14 protein-coding genes are annotated in these 15,076 nt (G+C 62.1%); 8 read left to right on the top strand and 6 right to left on the bottom strand.

Annotated elements, in window-relative coordinates; translation table 11 throughout:
* Window positions 1–211: 211 nt before the first annotated feature.
* Entirely contained in the window at window positions 212–1,291 is a 1,080-nt protein-coding gene (locus tag ACXJKE_RS07780; protein WP_457280017.1) for a TRAP transporter substrate-binding protein, read from the top strand.
* A 205-nt stretch (window positions 1,292–1,496) separates the two neighbouring features.
* On the opposite strand, the gene ACXJKE_RS07785 is transcribed toward ACXJKE_RS07780, so the two are convergent.
* The 5 genes from ACXJKE_RS07785 to ACXJKE_RS07805 form a co-directional block, all read right to left on the bottom strand.
* Window positions 1,497–1,994 (bottom strand): hypothetical protein, encoded by a 498-nt coding sequence (locus ACXJKE_RS07785; RefSeq protein WP_457280018.1) that lies wholly within the window; start codon window positions 1,992–1,994, stop codon window positions 1,497–1,499.
* Between the two features lie 104 nt (window positions 1,995–2,098).
* Window positions 2,099–3,640: a TRAP transporter large permease gene (locus ACXJKE_RS07790; RefSeq protein ID WP_457280019.1), complete on the bottom strand. Its 1,542-nt coding sequence runs from the start codon at window positions 3,638–3,640 to the stop codon at window positions 2,099–2,101.
* Window positions 3,641–3,687: 47 nt separating this feature from the next.
* Entirely contained in the window at window positions 3,688–4,227 is a 540-nt protein-coding gene (locus ACXJKE_RS07795; protein WP_457280020.1) for a TRAP transporter small permease subunit, read from the bottom strand.
* 165 nt (window positions 4,228–4,392) lie between these two features.
* Window positions 4,393–5,454: a selenide, water dikinase SelD gene (gene selD / locus ACXJKE_RS07800; RefSeq protein ID WP_457280021.1), complete on the bottom strand. Its 1,062-nt coding sequence runs from the start codon at window positions 5,452–5,454 to the stop codon at window positions 4,393–4,395.
* A gap of 126 nt (window positions 5,455–5,580) precedes the next feature.
* Complete coding sequence (locus ACXJKE_RS07805) at window positions 5,581–7,347, bottom strand: hypothetical protein (RefSeq protein ID WP_457280022.1); 1,767 nt, start codon at window positions 7,345–7,347, stop codon at window positions 5,581–5,583.
* 393 nt (window positions 7,348–7,740) lie between these two features.
* Between ACXJKE_RS07805 and senA the strand changes: the two genes are divergently transcribed.
* Window positions 7,741–8,997 carry a selenoneine synthase SenA gene (senA, locus tag ACXJKE_RS07810; protein ID WP_457280023.1) on the top strand — a complete coding sequence of 419 codons (1,257 nt, stop codon included), beginning with the start codon at window positions 7,741–7,743 and terminating at the stop codon, window positions 8,995–8,997.
* 35 nt (window positions 8,998–9,032) lie between these two features.
* Here senA and ACXJKE_RS07815 read toward each other — a convergent pair whose 3' ends face one another.
* The gene (locus ACXJKE_RS07815) at window positions 9,033–10,145 is read right to left on the bottom strand and encodes a substrate-binding domain-containing protein (RefSeq protein ID WP_457280024.1); all 1,113 of its coding nucleotides are present in this window, start codon (window positions 10,143–10,145) and stop codon (window positions 9,033–9,035) included.
* 333 nt (window positions 10,146–10,478) lie between these two features.
* Here ACXJKE_RS07815 and ACXJKE_RS07820 point away from each other — a divergent pair, with 333 nt between their 5' ends.
* From ACXJKE_RS07820 to ACXJKE_RS07845, 6 genes are all read left to right on the top strand, one after another.
* Complete coding sequence (locus ACXJKE_RS07820; RefSeq protein WP_457280025.1) at window positions 10,479–11,225, top strand: ABC transporter permease; 747 nt, start codon at window positions 10,479–10,481, stop codon at window positions 11,223–11,225.
* Window positions 11,222–11,911: an ABC transporter ATP-binding protein gene (locus ACXJKE_RS07825; RefSeq protein WP_457280026.1), complete on the top strand. Its 690-nt coding sequence runs from the start codon at window positions 11,222–11,224 to the stop codon at window positions 11,909–11,911. Before ACXJKE_RS07820 ends, ACXJKE_RS07825 begins: the two co-directional genes overlap by 4 nt.
* Entirely contained in the window at window positions 11,908–12,753 is an 846-nt protein-coding gene (locus tag ACXJKE_RS07830; protein WP_457280027.1) for an extracellular solute-binding protein, read from the top strand. The genes ACXJKE_RS07825 and ACXJKE_RS07830 overlap by 4 nt, the downstream gene beginning before the upstream one ends.
* A 137-nt stretch (window positions 12,754–12,890) precedes the next feature.
* On the top strand, window positions 12,891–13,664 hold the full coding sequence (locus ACXJKE_RS07835; RefSeq protein ID WP_457280028.1) for a molybdate ABC transporter substrate-binding protein: 774 nt from the start codon (window positions 12,891–12,893) through the stop codon (window positions 13,662–13,664).
* Window positions 13,665–13,888: 224 nt separating this feature from the next.
* Window positions 13,889–14,269, top strand: coding sequence for a DUF2946 family protein (locus ACXJKE_RS07840; RefSeq protein WP_457280029.1), 381 nt, complete (start codon window positions 13,889–13,891; stop codon window positions 14,267–14,269).
* A 209-nt stretch (window positions 14,270–14,478) separates the two neighbouring features.
* A complete protein-coding gene (locus tag ACXJKE_RS07845; protein ID WP_457280030.1) occupies window positions 14,479–15,051 on the top strand; it encodes a YcnI family copper-binding membrane protein in 573 nt (190 codons plus the stop codon).
* Window positions 15,052–15,076: the final 25 nt, after the last annotated feature.

The raw sequence follows: 15,076 nt of genomic DNA on the forward strand, positions 1-15,076 counted from the left end.
GTCATCCCGAAAGCCGCCTCTTGCAGGCGGTTTTTTTACGTCTGTCCCGATACTGTAAAACCGGGTTGGGCAAGTGGTGTGAAATGCTGACAAAATAGATCTCCGCCCTCTTGCTCAAAAGCGCGGCTTGCATAGCCGTCGATTGCCAGCTGGGCGCCCCGCACGTCCATTCGGACCGCAAACCCGACCACCCTTCAGGAGATAGCATTTAATGGATCGTCGTTCACTTATCAAAAACGCCGGCATTGCCGGTGTACTGGCCGCCGGTGTGGCACCTGCTGTTCACGCGCAAGCGGCCATCCGCTGGCGCCTGGCTTCCAGTTTCCCCAAGCCGCTTGACACCATTTACGGCGGTGCCGAAGTGTTCGCCAAGAAGGTCAGCGAAATGACTGGCGGCAAATTCCAGATCAGCGTCCACGCCGCCGGCGAATTGATGCCTGCTTTTGGTGTGGTCGATGGTGTCGGCCAGGGTTCCGTGGAAATGTGCCACACCGTGCCTTACTACTACTTCGGCAAGAACGAAGCGTTTGCCATCGGCGCAGCGATTCCATTCGGCATGAACTCGCGCCAGATGTCGGCCTGGATGTACGAAGGCAATGGCCGCAAGCTCATGAATGAGTTCTACGCCAAATACAACCTGGTGAGCTTTCCTGGCGGCAACACGGGCACCCAGATGGGTGGCTGGTTCCGCAAGGAAATCAAGACCGTGGCTGACCTGAAAGGCCTGAAGTTCCGTATTGGCGGCTTTGCCGGCAAGGTGGTGGAGCGTCTCGGCGTGGTTCCGCAGAACCTGCCTGGCGGTGAAATCTACCAGGCACTCGAAAAAGGCACGCTAGATGCCGCAGAGTGGGTGGGCCCTTACGACGACCAGAAACTGGGCTTCAACAAGGTGGCTCCGTTTTACTACTACCCCGGCTGGTGGGAAGGTGGCCCTGAGATTGATTTTTTCGTCAACAACAAGGCGCTGGAAGCCCTGCCCGCAGAGTACCGCGCGATCATCGATGCCGCCGCTTCACATGCGCACATCGACATGCAGGCCAAGTACGATGCACGCAACCCGACCGCACTGAAACAGCTGGTGGGCGCCAAGACCAAGGTCTTGCCCTTTCCCAAGCCCGTGCTCGATGCCTCGTTCAAGGCGTCGATGGAGTTGTATGCCGAGCTGGCCGAGAAGAACCCTGACTGGAAAAAGATATACACCGACTACCGTGCTTTCCAGAAGGACCAGATCCTCTGGTTCCGCTTCGCCGAGTCGCGCTTCGACACGTACATGCAGGGTGTCACCTTATAAGCCCCCACGCTTTTCACTGCGTCTTCGACTTCGTGTAATGCGCTGCCCCCCGAGGGGGCCGCTGCGCCTGCGGCCCGGCGAAGCCGGTTCCGCGGCCCCTGCTTGAAAGGGAAATCAGTGGTTCCCCGTTTTCCCGGGAAATAAAAAACCGCGACATGTCGCGGTTTTTTTTCGCCTGCCTTTCCGGCGGCAGTGAGCCGTGCCCTCAGCGTTGGCTGCGAAAGGTCTTCAACTCGCTTACCAGCCGTTCAAATTCCGCGACCATCTCGGGCGATGCGGCGTAGAACACCGCGAACTTCCCCATCAAGGTACGCACATACAGACGTGGTGCGATCAGCCATTCGAGTCCGCGCACGCGGATCAGCTTGCCGTAGGCGAGTTCGCGCAGCTCCATGTGCTTGTCCCAGACCCAGCTCTGGTAGAGGCCTTGTTCGTCGAGGCGCGTGACGCTGCGCAGGATGTGCCACCACGTGTAGCCCACCATCAGCAGCCCGGCGATGAACCACCCCCCGCCGGCAGCCGCGCCTGAGGCCCTCCCAGCCAGCCAGGCCTGGACAAAAGCCGCGGCCAGGGCCAGCACGATGGCGGTGGCCAACACCTTGAAGGGCACGGAAAACGCCTGCCCCGAGATGCTCCCACCTGTCGGGGTGAACTTGAAGGGCGGTGGGCCGAAATAGGTGCTGGGGGCGGGTACGGGGTCCATGGAGTGCTCGCGGTATGGAAAGGAAAAACTGACAGTATGGGCTGCCAATAAAAACGCCCCTCGCGAAAGGGGCGTTGGACGCTGGCCTGGAAGGCTGCGATCGGTTATTTGGTCTTGAACAGTTCGTCGAGTTTTTTCTGTTCGTCATCGGCATTCGGCTCCGCCGGCGGGGCCAGCGGGTCTGTGCCTGCTGCACCGCTGGCCCCGCCCGCGGGCGGGGTCGCGCTCTCGTCGACGGGGATCTCGATCTTGACCTTGTCCAGGTCGACCACCTCGGGTTTGTCGAGGAAGATCGTCACCGTTTGCGGCACGAAGATGACGATCGCCACCAGAATCAGCTGCATCGCCACCCAGGGAATAGCGCCCAGGTAAATGTCATTGGACTTGATCGGCTTGGGAATGCGTCCTTCCTTGAACAGGGTGTCGGCGATCCCTCGCAGGTAGAACAGCGCAAAGCCGAAGGGCGGGTGCATGAAGCTGGTCTGCATGTTCACGCACAGCAGCACGCCGAACCAGATCAGGTCGATGCCCAGCTTGTCGGCGACGGGGCCCAGCATGGGCAGGATGATGAAAGCAATCTCGAAGAAGTCGAGGAAAAAAGCCAGGAAGAAGATGAACAGGTTGACGGCGATCAGGAAGCCGGTCTGGCCGCCAGGCAGGCCGCTGAGCATGTGCTCGACCCACTTGGCGCCGTCCACGCCCTGGAACACCATCGAGAAGACGCGTGCACCTATCAGGATGAAGACCACCATGGCTGTCAGGCGCATCGTGCCGCTCATGGCTTCCCAGATCAACGCCGGGGTCAGGCGTTTGTGCATGGCCGCCAGGATCAGCGCACCCACCACACCCATGGCGCCGGCTTCGGTTGGCGTGGCAATGGCGGTGTTGATGCCGGGCAGGCCACCCATGGAGCCGAGCACGGCAAAAATCAGGATGGCCGACGGGATGATGCCGCGCAGGCATTTACCCCACAGCGCCCAGCCGTTGAGCGTGCGCGCGGTTTTCGGAACGCCGGGAACATGGTGCGGCTTGAACACGCCAAGCATGAAGGTGTAGCCCGCGAAGATCAGCACCTGCAGGATGGAGGGGCCCCAGGCGCCCTTGTACATGTCACCGACGGAGCGGCCCAGCTGGTCGGCCATGACGATCAGCACGAGTGACGGCGGCACCAGCTGGGTGATGGTGCCGGAGGCCGCCAGCACGCCGGTGGCGTAGCGCATGTTGTAGCCATAGCGGATCATCACGGGCAGCGAGATCAGCGCCATGGCGATCACCTGGCCAGCCACAGTGCCGGTGATCGCGCCCAGGATGAAGCCGACGATGATCACCGAGTAGCCGAGGCCGCCCTTGGCGGGGCCGAACAGCTGGCCCATGGAGTCCAGCATGTCTTCGGCCAGGCCGCACTTTTCAAGGATGGCACCCATGAAGGTGAAGAAGGGAATGGCCAGCAGCAGCTCGTTCGACAAAATGCCGAACATGTTGAGCGGCAGGTTGGACATGAAGCTGGCCGGAAACCAGCCCATCTCGATGGCCAGGAAGCCCGAGGCCAGCCCGAGGGCGGCCAGCGAGAAGGCGACGGGAAAGCCGATCAGCATGATCAGCACGAGGCCCGCGAACATGATCGGGGCAAAATTTTCCATCTGCATGGGGTAGTCCTGAAAGTATTTTTATGGGAACGAGCGATGCAAACGGATCACTGAACCGGTTTTTCGTAGTGCGTATCCATCTCGAATTTGCCCTGGAGATAGCAGATGCGCTTGATGATTTCCGAGAGGCCCTGTACGAACATCAGACCGAAGCCCAGCGGCAGCAGCAGCATCGCGGGCCAGCGGATCAGGCCGCCGGCGTTGCCTGAGACTTCACCTGAGCGCAGCATGCTCACGAACAGCGGCCAGCTCAGGTAGGCCAGCAGGCCCATCACGGGAAGCAGGAAGATGGCCAGGCCGAAGATGTCTACATACACCGGCCCGTTGCCCTTGAGCTTGCCGTAAATGATGTCGACCCGCACGTGCTCGTTGAGTTTGAGGACCACAGGTGCGCCCAGCATCACGGTGGCGGCGAACAGGTACCACTGGATTTCAAGCCAGCCGTTGGAGCTGATGTCCAGGCCGTAGCGCACAAAGGCGTTGCCGGCGGAAATCATCGCGGCAAGCAATACCGTCCAGGCGGCGATCTTGCCCAGTCGCGTGGTCAGCCAGTCGTAGGCCAGTGCGAGTTTGAGGAGTGCGGACACGGGATGTCTCCGATAAGTTCTTTTGAATGAGAAAGTACCCACCCGGGTACGTCGAGGCATGAATGGTACGACGGATGCCACCCGCAGCACTGAATAAAGACTGACAAAAAATTTCCGGGTTTACCCTAGGGTTTTACGGCTTGTGCCAGACTCTCGCGCATTTTTTCAGCGTACGGCCAGCCCGTGGCCGGCGGTGACGTCCCCGATGACCGCTGCCTCGGCAAAGCCTTGGGCGTGGAAAATTGCCAGAACCTCGGCGGCGCTGTCTGCATTGCAGGACACCAGCAGGCCTCCGGAGGTTTGCGGGTCACTGAGCAGGGCTTTGTCAGCTTCGGCAAAGGTTGCGGGCAAACTCACTTCATTTCCATAACTGGCCCAGTTGCGCCCCGAGGCGCCCGTCACACAACCTTGTGCTGCGAGTTCGCGCGTGCCACTGACCAGCGGCACGCGCTGCCAGTCGATGCGCAACTGGACGCCGGCCCCGCGGGCCAGTTCCAGGCCGTGGCCTGCCAGGCCAAAGCCGGTGATGTCGGTGAGCGCATGTACGCCTTCCATGCGTGCCAGCTCGATACCCGGCTTGTTGAGCTGTGTGGTGAGCGCGATCATGCGGGCATAGCCTGCGGCGTCGAGCTGTTCCTTCTTCAGTGCCGCAGAAAGAATGCCGATGCCCAGCGGTTTTCCCAGCACCAGCACGTCCCCGGCCTTGGCACCGGAATTCTTCTTGACCCGCGAAGGGTGCACCAGGCCCAGCACCACCAGGCCATAAATCGGCTCGACCGAGTCGATGGTGTGCCCCCCCGCGATCGGGATGCCCGCATCGCGGCAGACGTCCTGCCCGCCGCGCAGGATCGCGCCTATGGTCTCCAGCGGCAGCACATTGATGGGCATGCCCACCAGCCCGAGCGCCATGATGGGCGTGCCGCCCATGGCATAGACGTCGCTGATTGCATTGGTGGCGGCGATGCGGCCGAAGTCGTAGGGATCATCGACGATGGGCATGAAGAAATCGGTCGTCGCGATCAGCGCCTGCTCGTCATTGAGCAGGTAAACAGCCGCGTCGTCGGCGGTTTCAATGCCTACCAGCAGCTGCGGCGGAATCGGGAGGTTGCTGGAGTTTTTGAGAATTTCACTCAGCACGCCAGGCGCAATCTTGCAGCCGCAACCGCCGCCATGCGACAGGCTGGTGAGCCGGGGTGGGGTGCCCGGAAGTGTTTCAGGGGCGTTCATGGCGTGCTTTCAATGGCGTTCCCGCGGTACCGGCGGTGCGCGGGGCAGCCAGTTTAAAACAAGGGGGTTTTCTCGAGCATTTCACCTGCTGCCCTCAGGCGCAACCCCGGCCGCGCTCCTGGCGCTTCAGTTGTCCTTGTCGGCCTTCAGTTCGCCTTTCACCGCGTCATACACAAACAGCTTTTTGGCCAGACCGGGCTGGTAATTGAGCATGTCAATCAGGAAGCTCAAGGCTCCGAGGTTATTGCCGAGGCGATCGACCGATCCCGCCATGTGGGCCTGCTGCTCATTGGCACCAGGTTTGAGCATCTGTTCCACGAGTTCGCGCATATGCATTACCGCCAGGGCTGCCTGGTCTACCCCCAGCATGGACAGCACGCCCTGCATCTGCGCGAGCTGCCCTGGTACCACGGCCAGGGGTTTTTTGTCCTCCGGCGTGCGGAAAAAGCTGTCGAGGGATTTTTCCAGCACACCCAGGGCCACGCGCAGTTCACCCACCACGCTTCCCATGGTCTGTTTGTCGTTGACGCGTTGGTACAGCTCCTCCATCCACGATTCCGGTGGTTGTGGCTGTCCGCCCGTCCTGGCGCTTTCAAGCCGCTCCGCAAGCCGGGCTGTCCGGGCCCACAGGCGCGGGTCGTTGGGGTCGAAATCGTCAAACACGGCTTCCAGGTACAGCACCGCGGTTGCCACCTCCAGCGCCAGTTCGGGGCTGGGGGCCTGACCCGAACTGACCGTCGAGGCGATCACGCGCGTCAGCGACCGCGCCATCGGCTCGCTCGGTGGATGCAGTTTGACCAGTGAATCCGTCACCAGGCTGAACTGGTCGTTCAAGGATTTGAACTTGCTCAGGTCTCCGGCGGTGGCTGCAGACCATGTTTCCTTTGCCGAGCTGATGCGCTTGCGGGCCTGCGCGATCAGGGCCGGGGCGAAGCGGCCGAACTGGACCGACTCATAGTCCACCGGCTTGAACCGTGTCAAGCCATAACTTGAACGAACCGCCGACAGCACCGGCGCGTCGCTGGAGCGTGGGACTTTCGCCTGGGAACACAGGAAAAGCAGATCTTCCGCAAGCCGGGCCGACGCCTCCGTACCCTTGGCCAGCCAGACATACTGCAGCAGGATGCGCAGGGTTGCACGCTTTACATAGAGATCGATCTTCAGCAGGCCTTTTGCCAGTGCTTCGAAATACGCCGCTGCAATTTTCCAGAAGGTCCTGGGCTCAATGCCGGTCTGGCCCTGGGCGAACCCCAGGCAGACATCGCTGAGGCTTTGCGCGGCTTCCGCGTCACCGGTCCGGATGAGGGTCAGCATCAACCGGTCCAGCAGCTGCCTGGATTCCCCGCCGTACGCCCTGGCATCGACAGTGATATTGAGGACCGGCTCTATCCAGCGCCACTGGAACACCCAGAGATCCGCCGGATGGACGCGGTCGGCGCCAACCAGGCCCTGGATGTCGCGGTACTGGGGGAAAAGTGACACCGCAGACACCGGTTTGCCGGCCAGCACGTCTTCGAGGTAATGCGTCAGGGAAAAACCGGCCAGTTCGATTTTGGTCGCAGCGTCCTGTGTGCATTGCCCCGGTGTCTGGATGAATTTTTGCACCGCCGTTTCCATGGCCCGCAGCACCAGCGCAGGCGCGCTCATGCCGACCATCTCCAGCGCGCCGACCGCCTGGTGCAACTGCTGGCGGGCAGTACGTAACTGACCGGCATCCAGTGCGGCGAGATCGGAGTTGCTGACGCCTTCAGCCTCCCGCAAAAAGCGTTTCAGGGCTTTGTTGGAACCTTCCAGCGACTTGCGGAGTTCTTCCAGCACCCACGCCAGGGGCCCGAGGTCCAGGAGCGTCATGTCGAGCTCGGCGGGCGATGAGTTCAGATCGTGTGGTTGCATAAGTGGCGTGCTGGTGAGTGAGTCAAGGGGCGGGGTCAAGGGGCAGTCGATGCGTCCTCCAGACACCCGCAGGCATTCTCAAGATACGGGGCGACTGGCCGGAGTCTATCCGTGTACTTGTTGTTACAAAAGGGGGTAAGTCGCCGTGGCGCGACACCTTGCCATCAATATTTCGTCGGGTTGGCAGGCCCCCTTGTTTGTCCTCGAGCCCAGTATGCAACCTAAACACTTATGCGCGCTAGCCGGTCGTCCGTCTGCTATTCTGGTCTCAATCGGCGCGCGGCTTTGATGGTGTCTTGTTTGTGTCCATTCGTGTCAGTGCTTGCCAGACTTTGTGCGGGTTCAAGACGCTACACCTTTTCATTACTCCCGCCAGCAATCATTTTTTTCGCGATGGACCGCCAGATCGATTCGCCCCTCATGCGCAGCGCCGGCCGTGACGTCCTGTCGCTGGCGCTGATGGATGCCCGCAATCACACCTTGCGGATTTTTGGCCAGTACCAGCAGGCGCTGGAATCCGTTGGTTTTGCCGTGCCGGCCTCCCCGCTGCTGAGCCCTCCGCTGTGGATGCTCGGCCACGTCGGCTGGTTCCAGGAATGGTGGATCGGCCGCAATGTGCAGCGTGCACAGGGAATACGCTGCGCACCGGGGCACACCCGCCTCGCTTCGATGGAACCCAATGCCGACCGCTGGTGGGACCCTGCGAGTGTTCCGCACAGCCAGCGCTGGTCGCTTGACCTGCCCGATGTGGAAGTTTGCCGTGCCTATCTGCTCGACACGCTGGAAAGCACGCTGGAATTACTGGGCAAAGCCGGGGAGGACGGCGACGCGCTCTACTTCTACCGCCTGTGCCTCTTTTATGAGGACATGCAGGCCGAAGCCTTGACCCACGCCGCGCAGATGCTGGGTGTGCCTATTGAGAAGGATTTGTTGCAAGCCTTCACACCCCCGCCCATGGCACTGCGGGGCGCGCTGTTGATCCCGGCTACCACCTGGAAAATGGGCTCTGCCGCACCATCGGGCACTGCAGGTTTTGTTTTTGACAACGAGCTGGCACAGCACGACATCAGCGTGCCCGAGTTCGAGATCGACGCGCAGCCGGTGAGCTGGGCGCAGTTCGTGGAGTTTGTCGATGACGGCGGCTATGACCGGCCCGAGTTCTGGCAGCCCGAGGGATGGGAGTGGTTGCAGGCCATCGTCAAAAGCGAAGGCAGGCGCGGTCCGCGTTACGTTGAACAGATTGGTGTGGCCAGCGGCGCCGTAATGCTGACCCGCTTTGGCAAGGCCATGCGCATGCTCGGCAACCAGCCGGCCATGCACATGAGCTGGTGGGAAGCTGACGCCTGGTGCCGCTGGGCCGGGCGCCGCCTGCCCGCAGAAGTGGAATGGGAAACCGCTGCGTGCACGGCCGCCCGCAGGGGCTTTCGCTGGGGCGACGTGTGGGAGTGGACGGGCACGACCTTTCGTGCTTACCCGGGTTTTGTGCCCGGTCCTTTCGCCGCCTATTCCGAACCCTGGTTCGGCAGCCACAAGGTGCTGCGCGGCGGTTCGTTCGCCACGCGTGCGCGCCTGAAGCATCCCCGCTACCGCAACTTCTGCCTGCCCGGGCGGGACGATATTTTCTGTGGATTCAGGTCCTGCGCGCTATAAAAAGAATAGCTGGTAGCGCTAGTCCTGAAAGGGTTTCAGGCACTTTTCGCCAATTTTTCCTTGCGGTATGTCCACCAGGGCAAGGTGGCGCGCAGGGACAGCACCTTGCCGCTCTGGGCCGTTTCGCCGCTGTAGCCGGGCAACTCTTCCAGCGTGGCCTGCCAGTCGCGGCTCTGGAGCTCCTTGAGCAGTGCCTGCACCTGCGGCGTGGGCAGTTCGGACTTCAGGCACACCAGGTGGTAGCACTCCTGCGCCAGCGGGATGAAGCCCAGGCCGTTCTCGCGCGCTGCCGTTTCAATGCCAAGGCCGGCATCGGCGACATTGCTGGCAATCGCCTGGGCCACGGCCGTATGGGATGGCTCCTGGCTCTGGTAGCCCTGGATATCTGAAGTCGCCACACCGGCTTTGCCCAGCAGTTCGTCCAGCAACACGCGTGTGCCGGTGCCTTCCGCCCGGTTCACGTAACGCACGCCCGGCCTTGCCAGGTCGGTGATGCCGGCAATCTGCAGCGGGTTGTTTTTGGCCACGATCAGGCCCTGCATGCGATGGGCGAAACCGATCAGCTTGTGCAGTCCGGGCTTGAGCAGGTTGCGGTAGGTCAGGGCCGTCACGGACTGACTGCCAGGCTGGTCCAGCGTGTGAAATCCGGCCATCATGCAGCGCCCCGCGTTCAGGGCGGCAATGGCGTCCACGCTGCCCATGAAGCGGATGTCCAGGTGCAGCCCGCGCGGGCTCGCCTGTTCGCGCAACGCAGAAAGCGCTGCGTCGTGGCTGGCATAGAGCGTGAGCACATGGGCGTTGTCGTCAAAGGCGGTGGAAAAAGCCCGTTCGATGTCGCCCCGCAATGCTTCGATCTGGGGCGCCAGCCGAGCCTGTGCCTGCCGCTCGGCCCAGAGCAGTTTCTCTCCGAATTCCGTGAGCCGTGCCCGCTGGCCCTTGTCCCAGACGATCAGTGTTCGTCCCAGGGTCTGCTCCCAGTCTTTGAGTGCACCCCACACGTGGCGGTACGACAGGTCGAGCGCCTTGGCGGCTTTGGAGATGGAGCCTTGTTCACGCACCGCATGGAGCATGTCCATCAGCGGATTGCGTATCAGGGCGTTTTTGCCCCGCTGTGGCGTGAGCAGGTAAGAGAGTTCGACTTTATGCATGGCGAGGCGGTAAGTGCACTGATTATGAGTGCACAGGTCAGCAGCGACGGGCGAAGGGCGGGCCGCGCTGCGAAGCGGGGATCAGCCTATGCAAATCAATTCATAGCGATGATTCCCGATATAAATCAAGGACTTGGGCGCTACGATTGGTACTGCGATCCGGAAGTATCGAAACATGAAAGCGCGTATTCGTAACCCATGGCAGCGTTGCAATCCTTGCGAAGGCGTATAGCCTTCGCTGCGGCTTGCGCCTCGCCCTGGGCACGAATCCATCACTTTCATTGTGTTTCGCTACTTCCGGATTGCAGTACCAGTGCCCCGCAGATCTCCCACATGAACACCTTCTCAGACAGCGCCGCCACGGCATTCACGCTCATCACCTCGCTCGATCCCATGCTGGCCAGCATCGTGGCCCGTTCATTGGCCGTGAGTGCCTGCGCCTGTCTCATTGCCTGCAGCGCTGGCCTGCTGCTCGGTGCGTGGCTGGGTGTGTCGCGTTTTCGCGGCCGCGGTGCGGTTCTGGCTGTGCTCAACACCGCGCTGGCCCTGCCCTCGGTGGTGGTCGGGCTGGTGGTGTACCTGTTGCTCTCCCGAACCGGCCCCCTCGGCTTCCTGGGCTGGCTGTTTTCCTTCAAGGCCATGGTGCTGGCGCAGGCTGTGCTGGTGCTGCCGGTCGTCACCGCGCTGGTTCGCCAGACGATTGAAGATGCCGACCGTTCTCATGGCGAGCAATTCCAGTCGCTGGGTGCGGGCCGCTTCGTGCGAGGCCTCATCCTTCTGTGGGACGAGCGTTATGCGTTGCTGACGGTGCTGATCGCCGCGTTCGGCCGGGCGATCTCGGAGGTCGGCGCGGTGATGGTGGTGGGCGGCAACATCGACGGCTTCACGCGCGTGATGACCACCTCGATCGCGCTGGAAACCAGCAAGGGCGATTTGCCGCTGGCGCTTGCGCTGGGCATCGTGCTGCTGGGTGTGGTGCTGCTGCTCAACATCCTGATAGCCTTGGTGCGGCGCTGGCGCGAGCAGTTCGACGACCGCCTGCCGGATGTGGCCCTGGCCACCGGGGGCGCACAGCCATGACGCAGGTTTTCAACCTGCACGCCATCGGTGTGCAGTTCGGCCAGGTCCATGCGCTCAGCGGCTGCAGCCTGCGTATCAAGGCCGGCGAAAGGCTGGCACTGGTGGGCGCCAACGGCAGCGGAAAGAGCACGCTGCTTCGGACCCTCAACGGCCTGGTACGGCCTTCTGCCGGCAGCTTTCAACACGACGTGCAATTGCGGCAGGCCATGCTGTTCCAGCGGCCTTACATGCTGCGCGCCAGCGTGCTGAACAACGTGGCACTCGGACTGTGGCTGGGTGGTGTGCGCTGGAAAGAGGCCAAAGTCCAGGCATTGGCTGCCCTGGAGCGCGTGGGGCTGGAAGACCTGGCTACACGCAATGCCAAGGCGCTGTCGGGCGGGCAGCAGCAGCGTGTGGCGCTGGCGCGTGCCTGGGCGCTCAAGCCGCAGGTCCTGTTGCTCGACGAGCCCACGGCCAGCCTGGACCCCACGGCCAAGCGCGAGGTCGAGCGCCTGATGGCGGAATTTGCCGATGCCGRCATGACACTCATTTTCAGCAGCCACAACCTGGGGCAGGTCAAGCGGCTGGCCAGCCGGGTGATTTACCTTGAGCACGGCCGGCTGGTAGCCGACTTGCCGACTGCGGCCTTTTTCACCGGTCCTGTCCCCGCAGCGGCAGAAGCATTTTTAAAAGGAGAACTTGCATGAACAGCTTGAGCATGGTGTCGGGAATTTTCGGGTCGATCAGGGCTTTGGCGCTTGTCCCGCTTGCGCTGGCAGCTACTGTTTCGATAGCACAAACCAGCACTATCGTGATGGCGTCAACCACCTCGACCGAGCAGTCAGGCCTGTTTCCCTACCTGCTGCCCGAGTTCAAAAAAGCCACGGGCATTGACGTGAAAGTAGTCGCTGTCGGCACCGGCCAGGCTATCGATATGGGCCGCCGGGGTGATGCTGACGTGCTCTTTGTGCACGACCAGGTGGCGGAAGAAAAAGTCGTGGCTGAGGGCTTTGCCATCAAGCGTTTTCCCGTGATGTACAACGACTTCGTGCTGATCGGCCCCGCAGCTGATCCAGCCAAAACCAGGGGCAGGGACATTGTCGAAGCGCTGAAAAAACTCAGCGCCGCCAATGCCGGTTTTATCTCTCGCGGTGACAAGAGCGGCACGCACGCCGCCGAACTTCGCTACTGGAAAGCCGCGGGCGTCGAGACGCCGGGCGACAAGCCTGCGTTTGCCAACTACAAGGCTTGCGGCTGCGGCATGGGCCCGGCGCTCAACATCGCGGCCAGCAGCGGCGGCTATGTGTTGGCCGACCGCGGCACCTGGCTGTCCTTCAAAAACCGCGGCGACCTGGTCGTGCTGGTCGAAGGCGATACCAAGCTGTTTAACCAGTACGGCGTGATGGTGGTGAACCCCGCCAAGCATCCGCAGACCAAAGTGGTGGAAGCGCAGAAGTTTGTGGACTGGGTGATTTCACCAGCTGGCCAGAACGTGATTGCCGGCTACAAGATCAATGGCGAGCAGCTGTTCTTTCCAAACGCAAAATGAGTTCCCCCCTGTCCAGGCTCACTGCGTGTAGCCTGTCCTCCCCTCCAGGGGGCGGCGCCTGCGGCCCGGCGAAGCCGGTTCCGCGGCGCCTGCTGGTATGGATTGCTGCTGCGGTTGTTTTTTCAGGAGGCTTGACTATGGCGCATGCCCAATCGCCCGCAGCATCTGCTGAAGGCGCCGCGCCGCTGCGCGTGTATGCGGCGGGCAGCCTGCGCGAAGCGCTCACTGAAGCCGCGCGCGCGTATGAAACCCGCACGGGCGTGAAAACCCAGCTGACCTTTGGCGCCTCTGGCCTGCTGCGCGAACGCATCGAGAAGGGTGAGCCGGCGCAGGTGTTTGCCTCGGCCGACACGCAGCATCCCCAGCGCCTGTATGCCGCAGCGGGAAGTTCATGGGCGCAACCCACGCTCTTCGTGCGCAACCAGCTGTGCGCGTTGGCCGTGCCGCAGCTCAATGCCGATTCGGGAAAGTTGCTCGACCTGATGCTGGATCCCGCCGTCAAGCTCGGCACCTCCACGCCCAGGGCGGACCCGTCGGGCGACTATGCATGGGAAGCGTTCCGCAAGGCGGAAGCACTCAAGCCCGGTGCTTACACGGCACTGGACGCCAAGGCACTCAAGCTCACCGGTTCGCCCGAAGCGCCCCAGCCTCCAGCAGGCCGGGGGGTTTATGAGTGGCTGGTTTCGGAAGGGCGTGCTGATCTGTTCCTGACTTATTGCACCAATGCTGTGGCGGTTCGCAAGGACCTGCCGCGGATGAATGTGGTGCAGATGCCGGCGGCTCTACAGGTGAGTGCGGCCTACGGTTTGACTGCGCGAAGCGGGGATGCTGCTGCTGGGCAGTTTGCTGCCTACTTGTTGACGCCGGAAGCGCAGGAGGTGTTTCGGCGGTTTGGTTTTGGGGCGCCCTAGCAAGACACCCACCCCCGTCCAGTCTCACTGTGTGTAGCCTGTTCCCTCCTCGAGGGGGCGGCGCCTGCGGTCTGGCAAAGCCAGTCCCGCGGCTGCCCGCTTGCACTCATTAATCCAGCATGAGCCGCGGAACCGGCTTTGCCGGGTCGCAGGGCGGGCGGCCCCCTCGGGGGGCAGCGACCCACACGAAGTGGGGGAGCGTGGGGGCTACATATAATCACCCCGTGCCCCACCACCCCGTATCCCGCTCGACCCTTCCCGTATGGGAACGCCTTGCCGCCTGGCTGGCTTTCCTGGCCGTGGCGGCGGCGTTGTGGGCACCGGTGTCCATGCTCGCCCAGGACGTGCGCAGCGGCAAGCTGAGCGGCATTTGCAGCGTCAACACCGCTTCGTCTGATGCCGGCATGGACTCCACCGATGGCAATGCAGCCTCCCCAGGCCAGCGCTGCGACCTGTGCGGCTCAGCAGGGCTGGTGCTGCCACCTCTACCGGTAGCAAGCGTTTCCTGTGTCACCGGTACCACGGTTGCGGTGGCGGATATTCCGGCAACCACCGGCACTGCCATCTCCGGGCTGCCTTTCAGCCGCGCACCTCCCGCACTTTGAACTGAACCGCCTCTCGCTGGAGGCCTCAGGCATCCCGCGCACGGGCCTTGCGGCCGGCGCCGTGCCATCGTTCATTTCAGCGTGCACTTTCACGAGCCATTTCTGCGCACCCGTGCGCTCCGTTCGGCATGGCGCTCGCTGCGCTGGCTGGCCCTAATTTCAGCCGCAAATCCTGGTGCCTTTAATTTTCAATCCTGTAAGAATCAATCATGAAATACCCAAATGCTATTAAAACCATAGCTGCTTGCGCTCGTCCCTATTGGGCTGGAGCTATCTTTATTGCTGTATCCCTGCCTGCCACCGCACACGTCACCCTGGAATACCAGGTCGCCAATGCAGGCAGCTACTACAAGGGCACATTCAAGGTCGGGCATGGCTGCGGGAATTCACCCGTCAAACAGATCGTGGTCACCATCCCCGCGGGTGTGCAGGGTGCCAAGCCCATGCCCAAAGCAGGCTGGACGCTGGAGGTTACACGCGAGAAGCTGGCGCAGCCGCTGCTGGACCACGGCAAAACCGTCACCGAAGACGTGTCGCGAATCAGCTGGACGGCTAAAACCCCCGCTGACTATCTGCAGAACGACTGGTACGACGAATTTGTGCTGCAGGCCAAACTGCCTGCACAAGCGGGCATGTTGTATTGGCCGGTAAGCCAGGTTTGCGAGACCGGCAAGGTTGACTGGGCCGAAGTGCCTCAACCGGGAAAAAAATTGTCCGATCTCAAAAACCCTGCTGCCGCGCTGGAGCTGATGTCGGCGGGTGGTGGTGAGCACAATCACTGAGCGAGCCCTGTAGTCTTGGTTTCAG

The sequence above is a fragment of the Polaromonas sp. P5_D5 genome (genome assembly GCF_054049435.1).